Source organism: Bradyrhizobium sp. HKCCYLS2038 (assembly GCF_051167655.1).
Classification (GTDB): domain Bacteria; phylum Pseudomonadota; class Alphaproteobacteria; order Rhizobiales; family Xanthobacteraceae; genus Bradyrhizobium.
This window is the reverse complement of the sequence record NZ_JBNPTM010000003.1, coordinates 522,549-542,577: the sequence shown is the minus strand read 5'-3', so window position 1 is coordinate 542,577 and position 20,029 is coordinate 522,549. Positions and strand designations below refer to the sequence as shown.

Genomic DNA, 20,029 nt, shown 5'->3' with positions numbered 1-20,029 from the left:
GATGTAATTTTGCGTTGATGGCGTTGACGAACGCAGGCCGCTTCTCTAGAAGCTGCCACCAGTTCGGCGCGCCGATCGTGCCGCATTCTCCCTGTCACGGATATCTCTCATGAAAACCTTTTCGGCAAAGCCGGCCGAGGTCCAGAAGAAGTGGGTCGTGATCGACGCCAAGGGTCTGGTCGTCGGTCGTCTCGCTACGCTGGTCGCCATGCGGCTGCGCGGCAAGCACCTCCCTATCTACACCCCGCATGTCGACTGCGGCGACAACGTCATCATCGTCAACGCCAAGCACGCCGTGTTCACCGGCCGCAAGCGCGAGCAGAAGACGTACTACAAGCACACCGGCTTCGTCGGTCACGTCAAGGAGCACACTGCGCGCCAGATCCTCGAGGGCCGCTTCCCGGAGCGCGTGCTCGAGAAGGCCGTCGAGCGCATGATCCCGCGCGGGCCGCTCGGCCGCGTGCAGATGGGCAACCTGCGTGTCTATGGCGGACCTGATCATCCGCACGAGGCGCAGAACCCCGAGAAGATCGACATCGCGAAGTTGAACCGCAAGAACACGAGGGCCGCATAAGATGGCCGAAAGCATCCAGTCTCTCGATCAGCTGTCGCAGCTCAAGGGCGCGGTCACCGCTCCCGACGCTCCGAAGTATGAGAAGAAGGTCGACAAGTTCGGCCGCGCCTATGCCACCGGCAAGCGCAAGGACGCGGTCGCCCGCGTCTGGATCAAGCCGGGCTCCGGCAAGGTCACCGTCAACACCCGCGACATCGAAGTCTATTTCGCTCGTCCGGTGCTGCGCATGATGATCGAGCAGCCGATGGTCGTCGCCGCCCGCAAGGGCCAGTACGACGTCATCTGCACCGTCGCCGGCGGCGGCCTTTCCGGCCAGGCCGGCGCGGTCCGTCACGGCCTGTCCAAGGCGCTGACGAACTTCGAGCCGGAGCTGCGCAGCGTCCTCAAGAAGGGCGGCTTCCTGACCCGCGACTCGCGCGTCGTCGAGCGTAAGAAGTACGGCAAGGCCAAGGCCCGCCGCTCCTTCCAGTTCTCGAAGCGCTGATCTGCTGGAGTCCGGGAATTACCGGATATCCTCAGCTTCGCATTACAACGGGCGCCCTCGGGCGCCCGTTTTGTTTGTGTGGAGACAGATGAGCTCAAATTTGAGCGGATTTCTCATCATCTCGGCGCGTGTTCGCCGCAGCACGGGAAATCATTGATTCTCAATGCTGCGCCTCGCAACCACCAATGACGGCTAGTTGGTAACGTGCAATCACGGCGAGCGCGCCTCGCGGATCGCACAGTTGGTTTTGAATCCTGTTTGCAGATTTTTGCGCAGCAAATTTGCCGATCGTTTGCGGCGGGCTTTTCGAGAAAACTTGGCATCCCAGGCAAACGTCTTTCGAACAGACTGGCCGTAGCTTGATCGCGATAAGGCGGCGCTAACCCTGAGTTTCAGCGCCGCCGCAGCAATCGAGGTGACGGATGGTTCTCGACAGCATGACGCTCGACATCGTAGCGACCATGGTCGCGGCGCTGCTTGGCGCCATGTTGCTGTATTTCGGACGGCAGGAGAACACCCCGGCGCTGCGCTGGTGGGGCGCGGCCTACATTCTTGGCGCGGTCGCGATCGCGCTGTGGACCCTGATCGGCGAGGTCTATGGCGATCCGGTGTCGCTGTTCCTCAGCGCCATCGGGCTGATCGCCACCGCCATGGTCTGGAACGCCGCGCGCGTCTTCCATGGCAAGCCGCCGAGCGTGCCGGGACTCGTGCTCGGCGCCATCGTCTGGATCGCGAGCGGCATGCTGCTCGATCCCTCGGCGCAATCCCTGCGGCTCACCATCGGCGCCGCCCTGGTCGTGATCTATGCCATGCTGACCGCGGCCGAGCTCTGGCAGGAGCGGCGGCGGACGCTACACCGGCGCTGGCCCGCGCTGATCGTTCCCGTCATGCACGGCTTCGTCCTGATGCTGCCGATCCTGCTCGGCAACATGCTGCGCGACGCCGACGGCGCCTTCGCCGCCGCCTGGGTCACGATCTTCTCGATCGAGCTCGTGCTCTATGCCGTCGGCACCGTGTTCGTGATCTTCATGCTGGTGTCCGAGCGCATCGTCAGCGCTCACAAGCGCGCGGCGACGACGGATCCGCTGACCGGGCTGCTCAACCGCCGCGGCTTTGCCGATGCCTGCGGGCAGCTGATCGAGCGCGAGGCGCGGGCGCAGCGGCCGGTCAGCGTCCTGATCTTCGACATCGATCATTTCAAGTCGATCAACGATCGTTTCGGCCACGCCGAGGGTGACGACGTCCTCAAGGTCTTCGCCAATGTCGTGGTCGACAATCTCCGCCTCACCGATCTGTCGGGGCGGATCGGCGGCGAGGAGTTCGCAGCACTGCTGCCGTGCTCGATGGACGAAGCGATGGTCGCCGCCGAGCGCGTGCGCCAGGCCTTCGCGGCCTCGGGCGTGGTCTGCGAGGACAAGCCGGTCGACACCACCGTCAGCATCGGCGTGGCCGGCGGGCCGGCCGGCATCGAGCTCGACGTGCTGCTCGCGGCCGCCGATACCGCACTCTACAAGGCCAAGCGCTCGGGCCGCAACCGCGTCGAAGCCTCCGCCGAGCTGCCGCTGTCGCTGGAGCGTTATCGCCGCCAGCGCGCCGCAGCCGTCGCGGCCGCGCCCGCGCCGCCATCCGGCCATGCGGCCATTTCCAACTGACACGGCTTTCTCTCGCTGCCTCGCTGGGCTAGACAAGCGGTCAAACACTTAAGGGGAGGCCGCACGACATGATCACCGAAATCGCCCAGATCGACGTCAAGCCGGGAACGGAGAAGGATTTCGAGGCCGCTGTCGCCAAGGCGCGCGCCGCGTTCGGCCGCTCCAAGGGCTTTCACGGCTTCGAGCTGCACAAGTCGATCGAGAAGCCGCAGCGCTATCGGCTGATGGTGAAGTGGGAGACGCTCGAGAACCACACGGTGGATTTCCGCGGCTCGGAGAATTTCACCGAATGGCGCGGCCTGGTCGGGCAGTATTTCGCCGCGCCGCCTGAGGTCGAGCACACCGAGACGGTGCTGACCTCCGCCGGCTGAACCGCGCGAGCCGCGATCATGACCCATGAGGAGCTGGTCGCGGCCTATTCGGCGCCGGGGCGGCACTATCATGATCTCAGCCACATCGAGGACTGCCTGGCGCGGCTCGATCGCGTCGCCAGTCTCGATGCCCGCGATCGCGAGATCCTGACGCAGGCGATCTGGTGGCACGATGTCGTCTACGATCCCCAGCGTTCCGACAACGAGGAGCAGAGCGCGCTGCTCGCCGAGCGCCATGTGGCAGCTGACGTCCGCGACGAAGTCGGCCGCCTGATCCGCCTGACGCGGACGCATGACGTTGCAGCCGGCGACCGGCGCGGCGCGCTACTGATCTCGATCGATCTCGCCATTCTCGGCGCTGCTGACGACGCCTACGATGCCTACGCCGGCGCGATCCGGCGCGAATACGCGCATGTTCCCGACGAGGCTTACCGCGCCGGTCGAGCTGCCGTGCTCGAGCGCTTCGCGAGCCGTCCCGTGATCTATCCCGATCCCGTCTTCGCCGCCGCGCTCGATGCGCAGGCGCGGGCCAATCTCGCGCGCGAGCTGAAGCAGCTGCGATCCTAGCCGGGATGCAGCACGTGCAGCGTCGCATGTGCGAATGTGGCTTGTCTTTTGCTGTCGCACGTCATGCAATGAGCCCAAGCGCTCGTCGGCCTCATGCGGGCCATTTCCCTCAATTCGGAACCTCGACACCATGCCGATCATCAACCGTGCCGCCGAGCTGGCGGAGGACGCCAAGGTCTGGCGCCGTGATTTCCACCAGCATCCCGAGCTGCTCTACGAGGTGCACCGGACGGCCGCGCGCGTCGCCGAGCTGCTGGAATCGTTCGGAGTCGACGAGGTCGTCACCGGCATCGGCCGCACCGGCGTGGTCGGCGTCATCCGTGGCCGCGCAGCCTCGCCGCGCGTGATCGGGCTGCGCGCCGACATGGATGCGCTGCCGCTGCAGGAAGTCAGCGACATCCCGCACAAATCCACCATCCCCGGCCGGATGCACGCCTGCGGCCATGACGGTCACACCGCGATGCTGCTCGGCGCGGCGCGCTATCTCGCCGAGACGCGCAACTTCGCCGGCACGGCGATCGTCATCTTTCAGCCGGCCGAGGAGGGCGGCGCCGGCGGCCGCGCCATGGTCGAGGACGGTTTGATGGAGCGCTTCGGCATCGAGGAGGTGTACGGCCTGCACAACGCGCCGGGCCAGCCGCTCGGCAGCGTGTCGACGCGCGTCGGCGCCGTGATGGCGGCGGCCGACACTTTCGAGGTGCGCCTCAAGGGCCTCGGCGGACACGCCGCGCGGCCGAACCAATGCGTCGACCCGATCATCGCCGGCGCGCAGATCGTCACCGCGCTGCAGTCGATCGTGGCGCGCAACGTCGATCCCGTCGAAAGCGCGGTGCTGTCGATCACGCGCTTCCATGCAGGGACGTCGGCCGACAACATCATTCCGCAGACGGCAGTCATCGGCGGCACTGTGCGCACGTTGGACGAGGAGGTCCGCCGCCTGATGGACAAGCGCTTCAAGGACCTCGTGACGGCGCTGGCGAGCGGCATGGGCGTCGAGGCCGAGATCGACTACGAATGGGGCTATCCGGTCGTGATCAATCACGCCGAGCAGACCGCCTTCGCGGCCGACGTGGCGCGCAAGGTCGTCGGGCCGGATCAGGTGGTCACCGACATGCCGCCCCGGCTCGGCGGCGAGGATTTCGCCTACATGCTGCAGGCGCGCCCCGGCGCGTTCGTGTTCATGGGCATCGGCCCCGGCGCCGGCGTGCATCACCCCGAATACGACTTCAACGACGAGGTGATCCCGCACGGCATCAGCTACTGGGCCAAGCTCGTCGAGACCGCGATGCCGGCGGGCTGAGCGCGCGCTCAGATGGCGGCCGCCGCGTCCTCGGTGCTGCGGTCGCTCTTGAAGTAGTCGATCATGACCTTGGCGATCGCCATCAGCGGCAGCGCCAGGGTCAGGCCCCAGACGCCGAACACGATGCCGAGCAGGATCTGGACCGCGAACAGCGTCGCCGGCGGGATGTCGAGCGCCTGGCGCTGGATCAAGGGCGTCAGCACGTAGCTCTCCATCGCGTGCACCCCGAGGAACAACACGAAGGCGGAGACGGCGGCGACCCAGCCCGAGGCCAGGCTCGCCAGCACCACGATGACGCCGGCGATGATCGCGCCGACGGTCGGGATGAAGGCCAGCAGGCCGGCCTGGATGCCGAGGATGAACGAGCTCTGTACGCCGATGATGGCGAGCCCGATCCAGGTGACGGCGAAGACGGCGAACATCGTGGTGATCTGCGCGATCAGCCAGCGCTCCAGCGTATAGCTGATGCGGTCGATGATCACCGTGGCCTGGTCGCGATATTTGGCCGGCGCCAGGAACAGCAGCCCGGTGCGATAGACCGCGGGCTGCGCCGCGAAGGCGAGGCCCAGGAACAGCACGATGAAGAAGTTGCCCACGGCGCTCACCGTGCCCAGCAGCAGCTTGAAAGTCTGGCTGACGATGGCGCCGCCGGAGGACGCCAGCGCGCTCGGTGAGGGCAGGCCGCCCGGCAGGCCATGCGACGTCGGTTGCGTCGGCGTGGTCGTGCCGCCGTCGGGCGCGGCGGTGGCCTGAGCTGTGGTGTTGAAGTCGAAGAAGCTGGTGTCGATGCCGTTGCGGTCGAGGAAGCCCTTGATGGTGCCGAGCTGCGACTTGATGGTGTCGCTCAGCACCTTGGCCTGGTCGGCGATGGTGGTGCCGCCGAGGAAGACGATGCCGACGAGCACCGCCGCCAGCGCCACGCAGACAATGACCAGCCGCACCGGATGGGGCCACGGCACCACGCGCCCGAGCAGGTTGGTCATGGCGTTGAGCGCGACACCGAGCAGCATGCCCGAGAACAGCAGGAACAGCGCCGCAGCGTAATACCAGCTGAAGGCGAGCGTGGCCGTGAACAGGATCACCCCGATGCCGCCCACGGCGATCGCCCAGGCCAGGTCGCTGCGGTCCTGGAGGCGCGGGTCGGCGGGGGCGGTCATGGCTCATCCTCTGTGCTGCTCGGCCCGCACACATTGGCCAAAACCGGTGGCGGATCAAGCGCGGGCTTGCCGGCTATTGCGTGGCGGTCCATCGCGCAAGGTGCGCCACGGCACCCGGTCTCCGGAATTGGCATTGGGGACCCGCGCCTTCTCATGTTGATCCGGTGCGGCGACCCAGGCATGATTTGTTCCAGCTGGCAGATCCGCGGATCGCGCCGGGACAGCAGGGAGACGAACGAGGGCAATGAGACGTCCCGTGGTCGGCGTGATCGGCAACAGCCATCGTGTCGAGAACAGGTTCACCGTGCAGATGGTGGGCGAGCGCAACCTGAGCGCCGTGGCCGAGGTCGCGGGCGCGCTGCCGCTGATGTTTGCCGGCGTCCCCGAGATCACCGACATCGGCGCGCTGCTCGACGTCGTCGATGGGGTGGTGCTGACCGGCGCGCGCGCCAATGTGCATCCGACCCGCTTCAACACCCAGCCGAGCCTCAAGCACGAACCCTACGACATCCACCGCGACGAGGTCGCGCTGCAGCTCTCGCAGGCGTGCGTCGCGCGCGGCATCCCGCTGTTCGGTATCTGCCGCGGCCTGCAGGAGATGAACGTCGCCTTCGGCGGCTCGCTGCACCCGGAGATCCGCGAGATCCCCGGCCGCATGAACCACCGCATGCCGCGGCTGGAGAATGGCGAGATCCATCCCGATCCCACCGTCGTGTTCGCGGACCGTCACGAGGTCAAGCTGACGCCGGGCGGCGCCTTCGCCGGAATTCTCGGCTGCGACACCATCAAGGTGAATTCGCTGCATGGCCAGGGCATCCTCGACCCCGGTGCGCGCGTCGTGATCGAGGGCATCGCTGAGGATGGCACCATCGAGGCCATTCGCATCGCCGATGCGCCGAGCTTCGCGCTCGGCGTGCAGTGGCATGCCGAGTACGACCCGCAGCGCAACCCGATCAATCGCAAGCTGTTCGAGGCGTTCGGCGCGGCGGTCAAGAAGCGGACCGGCGCCGCGGTGGTCGGCGCCGCCTGACCGCTCTCAGAGCGTCGTTCGCGCCTTCGGCAAGGGGAAGGCGAGATCGCCGTGCTTGGAGGTCTTGAGCCCCAGGCCGACCAGCGCCTCGGCGAAGCGCACCGCGGCGGCAACGCCGTCGATCACCGGGATGCCCAGTTCGGACGAGAGGTCGTGGGCGAGATCCGCCATGCCGGCGCAGCCCAGCACGATCGCGCCGATGCCATCCTGATCGCGCGCCGCGCGACACTCGCCGAGCAACGTGCCGCGGACATTGGCCTCGGGCTTGTCGAGGTCGAGCACGGCGACATCGACCGCGCGCACCTTCCGGCAATGGTGCTCCATGCCGTAATTGCGCACGAGATGCTCGGCGATGACCTTGGTGCGCGACAGCGTCGTGACGATGCTGAAGCGGGTGGCGACGAAGCTCGCCGCATGCATCGCCGCTTCGGCGATGCCGAGCACCGGCGCGGCCGACACTTCGCGCGCGGCGAGCAGGCCGGGGTCGCCGAAGCAGGCGATCACATGCGCATGGCAGCCTTCGGCGTCGCCGGCCTGGACCTCCTGGAGCATGCCGACCGCGGCGATCGCCTCGTCATAATGCCCCTCGATCGAGGCGGCGCCGAACCGCGCGGTGCGGCCGACGATCCGTGTCGTCGGGCTGGCGCTGGCCTGGGCGGCCTTGGCGATCAGCTCGGTCATCGTGACCGTCATGTTGGGATTGATGACGTTGATGATGGTCTGGCTGTCGCGGCTCATCGTGGCATCCGTTCGAGAGGGTTCGCCGTGTTGTAGCCGAGTTCCGGGCGCAGGGTCGAGAGGTGTTCGCGGGCGCGGGGAACGCGCAGATGTGAACGCGATTGAGCTTGCATCGCGCTTTGCCGCGAACCAGGTCTGAGATCACCGCTTGCGAAGTGTCGCCATGCTGCGTGTCCTGCTGCTTCTCGTCCTGTCGTTTGCCGCGCCCGTTGCGGCCGACGCGCGCGACCGCCTCAATCCGGTCCCGTTCGCGCACACGCCGTGCAGCGTGCTCGACAACCAGCCGTGCACGCCGTCCTGCAGCATCTTCGGTCCGTGGCCGTGCATTCCGGAGATGGATTATCCGTACGGCCAGAACCTGCAGCTGACGATCAAGAGCCGCCCGTCCAAGGACGAGGAAGCCAAGTATCAGCGACCCGATCACGATCTCGACACGATCGGCGAACTGTTCGCCGAGCTCAGGTCGTGCTGGACGCCGCCACCGGAGCAGACCGCGCAAGCGGGCATGCAGATGACGGTGCGCTTCAGCTTCAAGCGCACCGGCGAGATGGTGGCGCCGCCGCGGCTGACCTTCGCCACATCGGGCGTATCAGCTGAGACCCGTGACGCCTATCTGAAGGCGATCAACGACTCGCTCGGCACCTGCCTGCCGCTGAAGCTCACGTCCGGTCTCGGCGGCGCGCTGGCCGGCCGCCCGATCGCGATCCGCTATGTCGACAATCGCGATTTAAAGAGCACGTCGGAACGGCAATAGCGTCGGCCTTGCATCCGATCCCTCGTCTCTCCACCGTCATTCCGGGTTCGGCTCTGCGAGCCGCCCCGGAATGACGGCTGAGGCGCCTGGCACCTCACCTCGAAATGCCGGTCACGTTGCGGGGCCGCCCCCGAAAATGATACCCAGGTCCCACGACTTTGCGGGCACGAGAGGGGGATGCCGTGGGACTTCTGGTGATGGTGGTGGGGCTGGTGCTGTTTCTCGGCGCCCATGTGTTCACGACGCGGCGCGAGGCCAGGGCGCAGGTGATCGCGCGGATGGGCGAGGGCACCTACAAGCTCGCTTACACGGTCGTCGCGCTCGCGGGCTTGGCGCTGATCGTCTGGGGCTTTGCCCAGTACCGCAACGGCGGCGGCTGGATCCAGGTCTGGACGCCGCCGAAGGCGCTCAAGCACATCAACCTCGCCTTGATGCTGCCGGCCGTCATCATGATCGTCGCGGCCTATCTCCGTGGTCGCATCTATACGGCGCTGAAGCATCCGATGCTGGCCGGCGTGAAGCTGTGGGCGTTCGGCCATCTGCTCGCCAATGGCGATCTCGGCGGCATCATCCTGTTCGGCTCGATCCTGGCATGGGCGGTGTTCGATCGCATCTCGCTCAAGCGCCGCGCCGATGCCGGGGGCCCGCCGATTCCGGTCGGCGGCGTCGGCAACGACGTCATCGCCGTCGTGGTCGGCATCGTCGTCTATCTGGCGCTGGCCTTCGCGTTCCATCCCGTCGTGCTGGGCATTCCCGTCATCGGCAATTAGCGCTGGTCTGACTGTAGAATCTGCAGGACACTTTCGATGCCGCTCGTGATGAGCGGCACCACTTGCCGGCATGGCCGGCCAGCAAGAACAACAATCGGGGAGGGCGATCGGATGGAGTGGTCGCAACATGCCGCCATCGCGCCGATGCGCTGCGAGCAGCGTTTCGGCGACCGCGTGGTGCCGCTGTTCACGGACCGTCCGGCCAGCATCTGGGCCATGGTCGAGGAGGCGGCCGCGCGCAAAGGCGGCGGTGAGGCGCTGGTGTGCGGCGATCGGCGGCTGACCTGGCGAGACGTGATTCCTCAGTCCGGAAAGATTGCCGCACTGCTGTGCGACAAGGGGCTGCAACGCGGCGATCGCGTCGCGGTCCTGCTCGGCAACCGCATCGAATTCGTCCTGACTCTGTTTGCAGCGGCGCAACTCGGCCTGATCACGGTCCTTCTCTCGACGCGTCAGCAGAAGCCGGAGATCGCCTATGTGCTGAACGATTGCGGCGCCAAGCTGCTGCTGCACGAGGCGGCGCTCGCCGAACGACTGCCGGACGCTGCCGACGTTCCCGAGCTGGCGCATCGGATCGCCGTCGATGACGATCGCGGTCGATGCGAGCTCGCGCGTCTTGCCGACCGCGCGCCGCTCGCGGCTGCCGAAGACGTCGCCGAAGAGGACATCGCCATGATCCTCTACACCTCCGGCACGACCGGGCGGCCAAAGGGGGCGATGCTCTCCCATTGCAACATCGTGCACTCCTCGATGATCTACGAGGCCTGCCTCGGGCTGACACCGGCCGATCGCTCGATCGCCGCGGTGCCGCTCGGCCACGTCACCGGCGTGGTCGCCAACGTCACCAGCATGGCGCGCTGCGCGGGCACCTTGATCATCATGCCGGAGTTCAAGGCCGCCGAGTACCTGAAGCTCGCCGCACGCGAGCGGGTGACCTACACCGTGATGGTGCCGGCGATGTACAATCTCTGCCTGCTGCAGCCCGACTTCGACGGCCACGATCTGGCATCCTGGCGCATCGGCGGTTTCGGCGGCGCGCCGATGCCGGTCGCGACCATCGAGAAGCTCGCGGCCAAGATCCCGGGGCTGCGGCTGGTCAATGCCTATGGCTCGACCGAGACCACCTCGCCGTCGACGCTGATGCCGCCGGTGCTGACCGCTCGTCATATCGACAGCGTCGGGCTGCCCTGTCCGGGCGCCAGCATCCTGGTGATGGACGCGCAAGGCCGCGAGCTGCCGCGTGGCGAAATCGGCGAGATCTGGATCGGCGGCGGCCAGGTCATCAAGGGCTATTGGAACAGGCCTGACGCGACAGCCGAAAGCTTTACGGCCGGCTACTGGCATTCCGGCGACCTCGGCTCGATCGACGCCGACAATTTCGTCCGGGTGTTCGACCGGCAGAAGGACATGATCAACCGCGGCGGCCTCAAGATCTATTCGGCCGAGGTCGAATCGGTGCTGGCGAGCCATCCGGCGGTGGTCGAAAGTGCGATCATCGCTCGTCCCTGTCCGGTGCTGGGGGAGCGGGTGCACGCCGTGGTCGTGACCCGTTCGCCCGCCAGCAGCGAGACCCTGCGCAGCTGGTGCGCCGAGCGGCTGTCGGACTATAAGGTCCCAGAGACCCTGGTCGTGACCTCGGACCCTTTGCCGCGCAATGCGAACGGCAAGGTGATGAAACGGCAGTTGCGCGAGGCCTTGACGGCGTGATAGCCGCCTTTCGGCACGGTGGCGGAAGCTGGGAGCAACGCCTTGATTGGCGAGGGCGCGCCTTGCCTCCGCCATAACGGCGCGGTATCCGCGCCCGCAAGCGGGCAGGTGCCTGTTCGCGCGGCACTTCAATACCATCCGTCCTGCAGCTCGCGGCGGATCTCATGGGATGTCATTAAGTGTCTGAATTTTATGATGAAGTAGACGAGGAGGTCCGTCGGGAACAGCTCAAGAAGCTGTGGGACCGGTATTCGATCTTTATCATTGCGGCTGCGGTGCTGATCATTGCCGGCGTCGGCGGCTGGCGGGGCTACCAGTATGTCGAGGGCAAGAAGGCCGCCGAGGCAGGCTCGGCCTTCAACAAGGCCCTGGAGCTGTCCGAGCAGAACAAGCCTGCCGAGGCCGAGAAGGCGTTCGCCGAGGTCGCGGCCACTGCGCCGTCCGGATACCGGCTGCTGGCGCGGTTCCACCAGGCCGCGGAAGCTGCGGCGCGCGACAAGGCGGCGGGCGTGAAGCTGTTCGACGAGCTGGCCGCGGATCGCAGCATCGGCTCCGAGCAGCAGTCGCTGGCGCGGCTGCGCGTCGCCGGATTGCTGGTCGATACGGCGCCTTACGCCGACCTCAAGAAGCGCCTCGAGGGCGAAACCGTGGCCGATGCACCGTTCCGCCACGCCGCTCGCGAATTGCTGGCGCTGTCTGCCTGGAAGGCCAATGATGCCGCCGCGGCCCGCCAATGGCTCGACATGATTGCGCTGGATGGTGAGACGCCGCCGGGCCTGCGCTCGCGCGCCGAAGCGATGCAGGCGCTGCTGCCTGCGGTGGCCAAGAGCTGATTCGTCAGCTCTCGGCGAAACCTGAACCGATCGGAACGACGACCATGCGCTCCCAACGTCTCATTGCCTTGACCGTGCTCGTCGCCCTCACCGGCGTGCTCGGCGGATGCGCGGGTGGTGGCGGCTTCGATCCATCGGACCTGCTGGACTTCCTCGACACCAAGAAGAAGCTGCCGGGCGACCGCCGGCCGGTGTTCCCCGAGGGTGTGCCTGGCCTCGAGCAAGGCGTGCCGAAGGACCTCTACAAGGGCGCGCAGCAGCAGCAGATGGCCGATCCTGGCGCCCAGGCCGCGGCACCGCCACCTGCTGCGATGGAGGAGCCCAAGGGCAAGAAGGGCGCCAAGGGCCGGCAGCAGGCCGCCGCACCGAGTGCGGCGCCCGCCGAGCCCCAGGACGGCGAAGCCGCGGCAGTCGAGGAGGGCGCGTCCGCTGTGCCGCCCGCGCCGAAGCCCAAGAAGATCGTGCGCCGCCGCACCACCGCACCGCCAGCGGATGACGCCGCGCCGGCGCAGCAGCCGATGCGCCAGTCCGGCGGCACCTTCCCGGCGCCGGTGCCGAGCGGCTCGTTCAACCGTTAAGGACGCGCGGCGGATCGGCCGCACCCCCGTTTCGGTTTTGTGGCCGAATGCGCTAAAGCTGCGCGCACACGCGCACGGATCATCATGCCTTTCACCATCGCCATCATCGGCCGGCCCAATGTCGGCAAATCGACCCTGTTCAACCGCCTGGTCGGACAGAAGCTGGCGCTCGTCGACGACATGCCCGGCGTCACCCGGGATCGCCGCGAGGGCGAGGCCAAGCTCGGCGATCTCCACTTTACGATCATCGACACCGCCGGTCTCGACGAGGGCCCCAAGGGCTCGCTTACGGCGCGCATGCAGGAGCAGACGGAGACCGCGATCGCGCTCGCCGACGCGCTGTTCTTCGTCATCGACGCCCGCACCGGACTGACGCCGTCCGACCGCGCCTTTGCCGATTTCGCCCGCCGCGCCGACAAGCCGGTGCTGCTGCTCGCCAACAAGAGCGAGGGCAAGCATGGCGAGCTCGGCGCGATGGAATCCTATGCGCTCGGGCTCGGCGATCCCATCCAGATCTCGGCCGAGCATGGCGAAGGCATGGGCGAGCTCTACGATGCCGTCAGCAAGCTCGTGCCGCCCACCGAGGAGGAGGAGGACGAGCGCGAGGAGACCGACGAGGAGCGCGCCGCACGCCCGATCCGCGTCGCCATCGTCGGCCGCCCCAATGCCGGCAAGTCGACGCTCATCAACCACCTGCTCGGCGAGGAGCGGCTGCTGACCAGCCCGGAGGCCGGCACGACGCGCGATTCGATCGCGGTCGAGATCGAATACAAGGGCCGCGGCTTCCGCATCTTCGACACCGCCGGCCTGCGCCGCCGCTCGCGGATCGAGGAGAAGCTGGAGAAGCTGTCGGTGGCGGACGCGCTGCGCGCCGTGCGCTTCGCCGAAGTCGTCGTGCTGATGATGGATGCGCAGCACCGCTTCGAGGAGCAGGACCTGCGCATCGCCGATTTGATCGAGCGCGAAGGCCGCGCGCTGATCCTCGCCGTCAACAAATGGGACCTGATGGAAGCTCAACCGGGCCAGATCTCGGCGCTGCGCAGGGATGCCGACCATTGGCTGCCGCAGGTTGCGGGCGCGCCGATCGTCGCAGTGTCCGGCCTGATGGGCGAGGGCATCGACCGCCTGATGCAGGCGATCGTCCAGGCCTATGCGGTCTGGAACCGGCGCGTGCCGACGGCGGCGCTGAACCGCTGGTTCGAAGGGGCGATCGCCAACAATCCGCCGCCGGCCGTCTCCGGCCGCCGCCTCAAGCTGAACTACATCACGCAGACCAAGGCGCGGCCGCCGAGCTTCGTGCTGTTCTGCTCGCGCGCGGATGCGATCCCGCAATCCTACTTGCGCTATCTCACCAACTCGATGCGCGAGACCTTCGAGCTGCCGGGCACGCCGGTGCGCATCACTCTGCGCGAGAAGGCCAACCCGTTCGCGCACAAGCGCAAGCGGCCGAACTGATCCTCCCCTGAAACGCGTCACGCGGGCCTGCTGCGCGCGCCAGCGTGACCGCGCGCACATCGCTCTCTCAAGTCGTCGCGCTAAGCGGTCGGCGTCTCGCCACGGGTCGAGACGGGATTTCGCTTTGGCCTCGCGTTTCGTCGCGTCCGCCCAAGCTCGCCGGCTCCAGCGGTCCTATGCATGGGATCGTGGGGCGGCGAGCCGGTCGGCGCGCGGCCTCCGCCGGGCGTGGAGAGTTGCGATGGCGCAGGCCGACGACATCACCGATCTGATCGGACACATCTACGATGCGACGCTCGATCCGTCGCGATGGCCGGAGGTCGTCGGCCGCGCCGGACATTTCGTCGGCGGCCAGGTGGCGGCGGTGTTCTCCAAGAGCCCGATCGTCGAAGGCGGCGACGTCCTCTGTCAGTCCGGCATCGATCCGCAGTATTGCCAGCTGTATTTCGACAAATACGTGAAGCTCGATCCGGCCACCGCCGGGCAGTACTTCGCCGACATCGGACAGCCGATCGCAGTTTCCGACCTGATGCCCCAGAACGAGTTGCGCAACACGCGCTTCTACAGGGAATGGGCGGCGCCGCAGGACATGGTTGATTTCATCTCGACCGTCATCGACAAATCCGCAACCACCGCGGCGCTGTTCGGCGTGTTCCGCTATGAGGCCGACGGCCTGGCGGATACTGCCGCGCGCATGCGCATGCAGCGGATCGCGCCGCATATCCGCCGCGCCGTCCTGATCAGCCGGCTGATCGATCTCAGATCGTCGGAAGCTTCCGCCTTTGCCGCGGCGCTGGAGCGGATGAATTGCGGGATCGGCTTGGTCGACAGGCTCGGCCGGCTGGTGCACGCCAATGCCGCCGCACGCCAGCTGCTCGATGCCGGCGACCCGCTGTACACGCGTGAGGGCCGCCTCGCTGCGCGAAACGGACGCACCGATCAGGCTCTGCAGGACGTCATCGCCCGCAGCAATGCCGGTGATGCGGCGCTGGGTGCCGGCGGCACTGCGATGCTGATGACGGCGCAGGATGGCGCGCATCACGTCGCTCATGTGCTGCCGCTGACCTCGCGTGACCGCCGCGCCGTCGGACAGTTCTATCAGGCGAGCGCCGCGATCTTCATTCGCCGTGCCGGGCTCGATCCGTTGCAAACGCCCGAGCTGATTGCCAGCGCCTATCGGCTGACGCCGACCGAGCTGCGCGTCCTGCTCGGCATCGTCGAGGTCGGCGGCGTGCCTGATGTCGCCGGCGTGCTCGGCGTTGCCGAGACCACCATTAAGACCCATCTGCGCCGCGTCTTTCTCAAGACGGGAGCCGAACGCCAGGCCGATCTCGTCAGGCTCGCGGCGGGCTTTGCCATCCCCGCATCCGGCTGAGGGCCGCCGGATTGCCGGTCCGGGCTCTGCGTGTATAAGTCGGCCCCCCGCGTCCGCCGGACGGCGGTAACGCGATGGCAGATGATGGTCGACACCGAGCTGACGAGTTCCGAGCCCGTGCCGGCGCCGCAGGCGCCACGCCGCGGCGCCGTCGCCTTCATCTTCGTCACCATCCTGCTCGACATGCTCGCGCTCGGGCTGATCATGCCGATCCTGCCGAAGCTGATCGAGAGCTTCGTTGCCAACGACACCGCGCAGGCCGCGCGCATCTTCGGCGTGTTCGGCACCGCCTGGGCGCTGATGCAGTTCGTGTTCGCGCCGGTGCTCGGCAGCCTGTCGGACCGGTTCGGCCGCCGCCCGGTGATCCTGATGTCGAACTTCGGCCTCGCCGCCGACTATGTGCTGATGGCGCTGGCGCCGTCGCTGGCCTGGCTGTTCGTCGGGCGTCTGATCTCGGGCGTCACCTCGGCGAGTGTCTCCACCGCGTTCGCCTACATCTCCGACCTGACGCCGCCGGATCGCCGCGCGGCGGTGTTCGGCCGCATCGGGGCGGCGTTCGGCGCCGGGTTCGTGCTCGGGCCTGCCACCGGCGGGCTGCTCGGCGACATCGACCCGCGGCTGCCGTTCTGGGCGGCGGCCGGGCTCAGCTTCGCCAATGCGCTGTATGGACTCCTCGTGCTGCCGGAGTCGCTGCCGTCGGAGCGGCGCAACCCGTTCCGATGGCGAACGGCGAATCCGCTCGGCGCGCTGCAATTGCTGCACTCGGACCAGACGCTGTTCGGATTGTCGATCGTCAACTTCATCACCCAGCTCGCCCATGTGGTGCTGCCGTCGACCTTCGTGCTGTACGCGACCTATCGCTACGGCTGGGACACGCGCACGGTCGGCCTCACTCTGGCGATCGTCGGCGTCTGCGCGATGGTGGTGCAGGGCGGGGCGGTGGGATTGATCGTGCGCTCGCTCGGCGAGCGCGGCGCGCTGATGCTCGGGCTTGGTTCGGGAACCCTGGGCTTCCTGATCTTCGGCCTCGCGCCCACGGGACAGCTGAGCTGGCTCGGCATTCCCGCGATGGCGCTATGGGGCGTCTCTGGCGCGGCGATCCAGGCGCTGATGACGCGGCTGGTGCCGCCCGACCGCCAGGGCCAGCTGCAAGGCGCGACATCGAGCGTGCAGAGCATGGCCCAGCTCGCAGGGCCCTTCCTGTTCACGCTGACATTCGCCTATTTCATCGGCGCCGCCGCGCCGCTGCATCTGCCCGGCGCGCCGTTCCTGCTGGCGTCGGTGCTGCTGATCGGAGCGCTGGGGATCGCGGTGCGGACGCTGCGTGCAGGCAAAGAAAAACCCTCATCTTGAACGGATGAGGGTCTGGCTTAGGGTCGAGACGGCGCGGCGCGCCGCCTCGTATGAGGTCTACGCTGTTACTTCTTCACCAGCGGGCACTCGCTGGCTTCGAGCGGCTTGGCGGCATCCTCGGCCGGGATGGTCGCGATCAGCTTGTAGTAGTCCCACGGATATTTCGACTCTTCCGGCTTCTTGACCTCGAACAGATAGGCCGGGATCAGGCGGCGGCCGTCGGCGCGCAGCGGGCCCTTGCCGAACAGCGGATCGTCGGTCGGGATCTCCTTCATCTTGGCAACGACCTTGGCGCCGTCATGCGGATTGCCGCCCATCGCGTCCAACGCCTTCAGGTAATGCAGCGTTCCGGCGTAGATGCCGGCCACCGTCATCGACGGCATCGTGCCCTTTGGCGACAGCTTGATGAAGCGGTTGGACCAGGCACGGGTCTGCTCGTTGAGGTCCCAGTAGAACGATTCCGTGAAGGTCAGGCCCTGCGCGACCTTCAATCCGAGCGCGTGCACGTCGTTGACGAACAGCAGCAACGCAGCGAGCTTCTGGCCACCCTGGACGATGCCGAACTCGGAGGCCTGCTTGATCGCATTGGTGGTGTCGCCGCCGGCGTTGGCAAGGCCGATGACCTTGGCCTTGGACGACTGCGCCTGCAGCAGGAAGGAGGAGAAGTCGGCGGTGTTGAGCGGGTGCTTGACCGCGCCGAGCACCTTGCCGCCATTGGCGGTCACGACCGCGGAGGTGTCGCGCTCGAGCGCGTGACCGAACGCGTAGTCGGCGGTGAGGAAGAACCAGCTGTCGCCGCCGGCCTTGGTCAGCGCCTTGCCGGTGCCGTTCGCCAGCATGTAGGTGTCATAGGTGTAGGAGATGGTGTTGGCGTTGCAGGCCTTGCCGGTGAGATCGGCGCTGGCGCCGCCGGAGTTGATCAGGATCGAGTTCTTCTCCTTGACCAGGTTAGAGACGGCCAGGGCCACGCCGGAGTTCGGCGTATCCATGATCACGTCGACCTTCTGGGTGTCGATCCACTGCCGGCCGATGTTGACGCCGATGTCGGGCTTGTTCTGGTGGTCGCCGCTGATGACCTCGATGGTCCAGCCCTTGGCCTTCATGCCGGAATCTTCGACCGCCATGTTGATCGCAGCCACCGAGTTCGGGCCGCCGATGTCGGCATACAGGCTCGACATGTCATTGAGCACGCCGATCTTGACGACCTTGTCGTCGGCGAAGGCGGAGCCGGCAAAGCTGAGCGTGGTGGCGGCAAGCAGCGCGGCCATTCGCCGCGCATGAGACGTCGTCATCAAAGTCCTCCCTGGTGTCGTGTTTCGGCAGGGCTTTCTTGGGTGCCTTTTGCCGATCGTCCCCTTGGATAGCCGGTCTCGTCAGTTGCGGCAATGCGCCAAAAGGGGGGAGGCTCGCACAAGCTTTGTGCTGATAGCTTAGCGTTAACGCAGCGCGTCCGAGGTCAGCCTGAATTTCTGAATGCGCTTACCGGTGTCGACCTCGGCGGTATAGACGTTACCCTGCTTGTCGACCGCCATCGCGTGCACCCAATGAAATTGGCCGGCATTGCGGCCATTGTGGCCGAAGCTTCCGACCACGCTGCCGTCCGCCCGCTTGATGATCCGGATCTCGTTGTTCTCGCCGTCCGCGGACAGCAGGTAGCTCTGCTTGGGATCGGGCCAGATTGCGATGTCCCAGACCGCGCCGTTGCCGAGCGTGGCCTTCTCGTAGAACCACTCGGTCACGAACGTGCCGTCCTTCTTGAACACCTGGATACGGTCGTTGATGCGGTCGCAGACATAGACGAGGCCGTCCTCGGCGATCTTCACGCAGTGCACCGGATTGCCGAACTGCTGCGAGACTGGCGCCTTGGGATCATAGGGCGGCTGCTTTCCATCGTCGGGGACATGGCCATAGGCGCCCCAGTGGCGCTTGTAGGCCAGCGTAGTGGCGTCGAACACGATCACACGCCGGTTGCCATAGCCGTCGGCGACGTAGATCTCGTTGGCCTCCTTGTCGATCGCGGTCTCCGCAGGCTTGCCGAGCTGTGTGGTGTCGTTCGAGCCCTTGCTCGGTGCGATCGATCCGACCTGCGCCACGAACTTGCCGTCGAGGGTGAATTTCAGGATCGCATTGTCGTTGTCGGCATTGCCGCCGATCCACACGAAGCCGCGCTCGTCGATCTCGATGCCGTGCTCACGGCCGACCCATTCGTAGCCCGGTCCGGGGCCGCCCCAGGCGCGCAGCAGATTGCCGTCGGCATCGAACTCCAGCACCGGCGGCGCCGGGATGCAGCATTTCGAGCGTGGCGGATTCAGCGCCGCGCCCTTCTCGTCGTCGGTCAACGAGCGCGGGCGATGGATGACCCAGACATGGCCTTGGCTGTCGACAGTGATGCCGCCGACCTGGCCGAGGATCCAGTTGTTGGGCAGTTGTTTCGGCCAGGACGGCTCGACGGCGAAGGTTGGGATTTCTCCGGCGCTGGCGGCCTGCGGGAGCAGGGCACCGGCGGTCGCGACGATGGCCAGCAGCAACGTTCGGACAACACCGCTCGCGCCTCCGCGTCGTGCTCGCGTCATGGCATCCTCCCGATCGATTGCTTGCGGTCATCCGCTTAGTTGAGCGCAGTCAATCGCGGGCAGGGCAGGGTGTCAATCTCAGGTGGCGACGCGCCATCTCAATCGACCGTCTGCGCGGCAATTGACTTGACCGCGGGCGCCGCCGCCGGCTTGAGGAAGCGTCTCAGCATGAGCCGCAGATGCTGCGAGCTCTGCTGGATATCGACGGCCGGATTGCGGATCGGCAGCGCCCGAGCGCCGTCCACGACAGCGAACAGGATATTGGCAGTCGCCTCGGGATCGAGCCCCGTATCGACCTCGCCACGGCGCTGCGCCTTGACGATGAAGTCGACGAGCAACGCCCGCATCGCGCGCGCATGGGCGTGGACGATGGCCGCGAAGTCCGGATTGCGGCAGGCCTCGGCCAGCGCCTCGGCGGTGAGCACCTGCGCCTGCGGCTGATGGATGCTGGTGCTCTCGAACTCCTGCACCAGCGCCTCGATGACATCGGGCGCCGCCAGGATCACCTGCAGCCGCGAGGCGGCATGGCTGAGATTCTGCTCCACCAGCGCTTGGATCATCGTCTCCTTGCTGGGGAAGTAGTGATAGAGGTGGCCCGGGCTGATCCCGGCTTCGGCGCAGATGTCGGTGGTGCTGGCGCCGTGAAACCCGTCCCTGACGAAGCACGCCAAGGCGGCCTGGAGAATCTCCCGCCGCTTCTGCTCGTGCCTGACCGGATCGACCTTCCTCATCGCCTCGAACTCTGCCCGTCCATTTTC

The 20,029-nt window shown here is 66.8% G+C and carries 20 protein-coding genes; 15 read left to right on the top strand and 5 right to left on the bottom strand.

What is annotated here, in order from left to right:
* Positions 1–109 precede the first annotated feature (109 nt).
* The 6 genes from rplM to ACQR1I_RS16250 all read left to right on the top strand — a co-directional run bounded on the left by rplM (position 110) and on the right by ACQR1I_RS16250 (position 4,948).
* The gene (gene rplM / locus ACQR1I_RS16275) at positions 110–574 is read left to right on the top strand and encodes a 50S ribosomal protein L13 (protein ID WP_434866937.1); all 465 of its coding nucleotides are present in this window, start codon (positions 110–112) and stop codon (positions 572–574) included.
* A gap of 1 nt (position 575) precedes the next feature.
* Complete coding sequence (gene rpsI / locus ACQR1I_RS16270; protein ID WP_006611043.1) at positions 576–1,058, top strand: 30S ribosomal protein S9; 483 nt, start codon at positions 576–578, stop codon at positions 1,056–1,058.
* Between the two features lie 422 nt (positions 1,059–1,480).
* Positions 1,481–2,710 carry a diguanylate cyclase gene (locus tag ACQR1I_RS16265; RefSeq protein ID WP_434866938.1) on the top strand — a complete coding sequence of 410 codons (1,230 nt, stop codon included), beginning with the start codon at positions 1,481–1,483 and terminating at the stop codon, positions 2,708–2,710.
* Between the two features lie 68 nt (positions 2,711–2,778).
* Positions 2,779–3,081 (top strand): antibiotic biosynthesis monooxygenase family protein, encoded by a 303-nt coding sequence (locus tag ACQR1I_RS16260; RefSeq protein WP_434866939.1) that lies wholly within the window; start codon positions 2,779–2,781, stop codon positions 3,079–3,081.
* 18 nt (positions 3,082–3,099) lie between these two features.
* On the top strand, positions 3,100–3,648 hold the full coding sequence (locus tag ACQR1I_RS16255; protein WP_434866940.1) for an HD domain-containing protein: 549 nt from the start codon (positions 3,100–3,102) through the stop codon (positions 3,646–3,648).
* Positions 3,649–3,778: 130 nt separating this feature from the next.
* A complete protein-coding gene (locus ACQR1I_RS16250) occupies positions 3,779–4,948 on the top strand; it encodes a M20 aminoacylase family protein (RefSeq protein ID WP_434866941.1) in 1,170 nt (389 codons plus the stop codon).
* 8 nt (positions 4,949–4,956) lie between these two features.
* Here ACQR1I_RS16250 and ACQR1I_RS16245 read toward each other — a convergent pair whose 3' ends face one another.
* Complete coding sequence (locus tag ACQR1I_RS16245; RefSeq protein WP_434866942.1) at positions 4,957–6,105, bottom strand: AI-2E family transporter; 1,149 nt, start codon at positions 6,103–6,105, stop codon at positions 4,957–4,959.
* A 244-nt stretch (positions 6,106–6,349) separates the two neighbouring features.
* Between ACQR1I_RS16245 and ACQR1I_RS16240 the strand changes: the two genes are divergently transcribed.
* Positions 6,350–7,135 (top strand): gamma-glutamyl-gamma-aminobutyrate hydrolase family protein, encoded by a 786-nt coding sequence (locus tag ACQR1I_RS16240; RefSeq protein WP_434866943.1) that lies wholly within the window; start codon positions 6,350–6,352, stop codon positions 7,133–7,135.
* Positions 7,136–7,141: 6 nt separating this feature from the next.
* Here ACQR1I_RS16240 and ACQR1I_RS16235 read toward each other — a convergent pair whose 3' ends face one another.
* The gene (locus ACQR1I_RS16235) at positions 7,142–7,873 is read right to left on the bottom strand and encodes an aspartate/glutamate racemase family protein (RefSeq protein WP_434866944.1); all 732 of its coding nucleotides are present in this window, start codon (positions 7,871–7,873) and stop codon (positions 7,142–7,144) included.
* A gap of 163 nt (positions 7,874–8,036) precedes the next feature.
* Between ACQR1I_RS16235 and ACQR1I_RS16230 the strand changes: the two genes are divergently transcribed.
* From ACQR1I_RS16230 to ACQR1I_RS16195, 8 genes are all read left to right on the top strand, one after another.
* Positions 8,037–8,627: a hypothetical protein gene (locus tag ACQR1I_RS16230; protein ID WP_434866945.1), complete on the top strand. Its 591-nt coding sequence runs from the start codon at positions 8,037–8,039 to the stop codon at positions 8,625–8,627.
* A 182-nt stretch (positions 8,628–8,809) separates the two neighbouring features.
* Positions 8,810–9,397 carry an NnrU family protein gene (locus tag ACQR1I_RS16225; RefSeq protein ID WP_434866946.1) on the top strand — a complete coding sequence of 196 codons (588 nt, stop codon included), beginning with the start codon at positions 8,810–8,812 and terminating at the stop codon, positions 9,395–9,397.
* A gap of 111 nt (positions 9,398–9,508) precedes the next feature.
* Positions 9,509–11,104: a class I adenylate-forming enzyme family protein gene (locus tag ACQR1I_RS16220; protein ID WP_434866947.1), complete on the top strand. Its 1,596-nt coding sequence runs from the start codon at positions 9,509–9,511 to the stop codon at positions 11,102–11,104.
* Between the two features lie 179 nt (positions 11,105–11,283).
* Positions 11,284–11,937 carry a tetratricopeptide repeat protein gene (locus tag ACQR1I_RS16215; RefSeq protein ID WP_434866948.1) on the top strand — a complete coding sequence of 218 codons (654 nt, stop codon included), beginning with the start codon at positions 11,284–11,286 and terminating at the stop codon, positions 11,935–11,937.
* 44 nt (positions 11,938–11,981) lie between these two features.
* Positions 11,982–12,515: a hypothetical protein gene (locus ACQR1I_RS16210; RefSeq protein WP_434866949.1), complete on the top strand. Its 534-nt coding sequence runs from the start codon at positions 11,982–11,984 to the stop codon at positions 12,513–12,515.
* A gap of 84 nt (positions 12,516–12,599) precedes the next feature.
* Positions 12,600–13,970, top strand: a complete 1,371-nt coding sequence (gene der / locus ACQR1I_RS16205) for a ribosome biogenesis GTPase Der (RefSeq protein ID WP_434866950.1) — start codon at positions 12,600–12,602, stop codon at positions 13,968–13,970.
* Positions 13,971–14,211: 241 nt separating this feature from the next.
* The gene (locus ACQR1I_RS16200; protein ID WP_434866951.1) at positions 14,212–15,345 is read left to right on the top strand and encodes a helix-turn-helix transcriptional regulator; all 1,134 of its coding nucleotides are present in this window, start codon (positions 14,212–14,214) and stop codon (positions 15,343–15,345) included.
* A gap of 84 nt (positions 15,346–15,429) precedes the next feature.
* A complete protein-coding gene (locus ACQR1I_RS16195; protein WP_434867423.1) occupies positions 15,430–16,698 on the top strand; it encodes a TCR/Tet family MFS transporter in 1,269 nt (422 codons plus the stop codon).
* Positions 16,699–16,763: 65 nt separating this feature from the next.
* On the opposite strand, the gene ACQR1I_RS16190 is transcribed toward ACQR1I_RS16195, so the two are convergent.
* From ACQR1I_RS16190 to ACQR1I_RS16180, 3 genes are all read right to left on the bottom strand, one after another.
* Positions 16,764–17,990, bottom strand: a complete 1,227-nt coding sequence (locus tag ACQR1I_RS16190; RefSeq protein WP_434866952.1) for an ABC transporter substrate-binding protein — start codon at positions 17,988–17,990, stop codon at positions 16,764–16,766.
* A gap of 144 nt (positions 17,991–18,134) precedes the next feature.
* The gene (locus ACQR1I_RS16185; protein ID WP_434866953.1) at positions 18,135–19,271 is read right to left on the bottom strand and encodes a hypothetical protein; all 1,137 of its coding nucleotides are present in this window, start codon (positions 19,269–19,271) and stop codon (positions 18,135–18,137) included.
* Between the two features lie 98 nt (positions 19,272–19,369).
* Positions 19,370–20,002 (bottom strand): TetR/AcrR family transcriptional regulator, encoded by a 633-nt coding sequence (locus ACQR1I_RS16180; RefSeq protein WP_434866954.1) that lies wholly within the window; start codon positions 20,000–20,002, stop codon positions 19,370–19,372.
* Between the last annotated feature and the right edge of the window lie 27 nt (positions 20,003–20,029).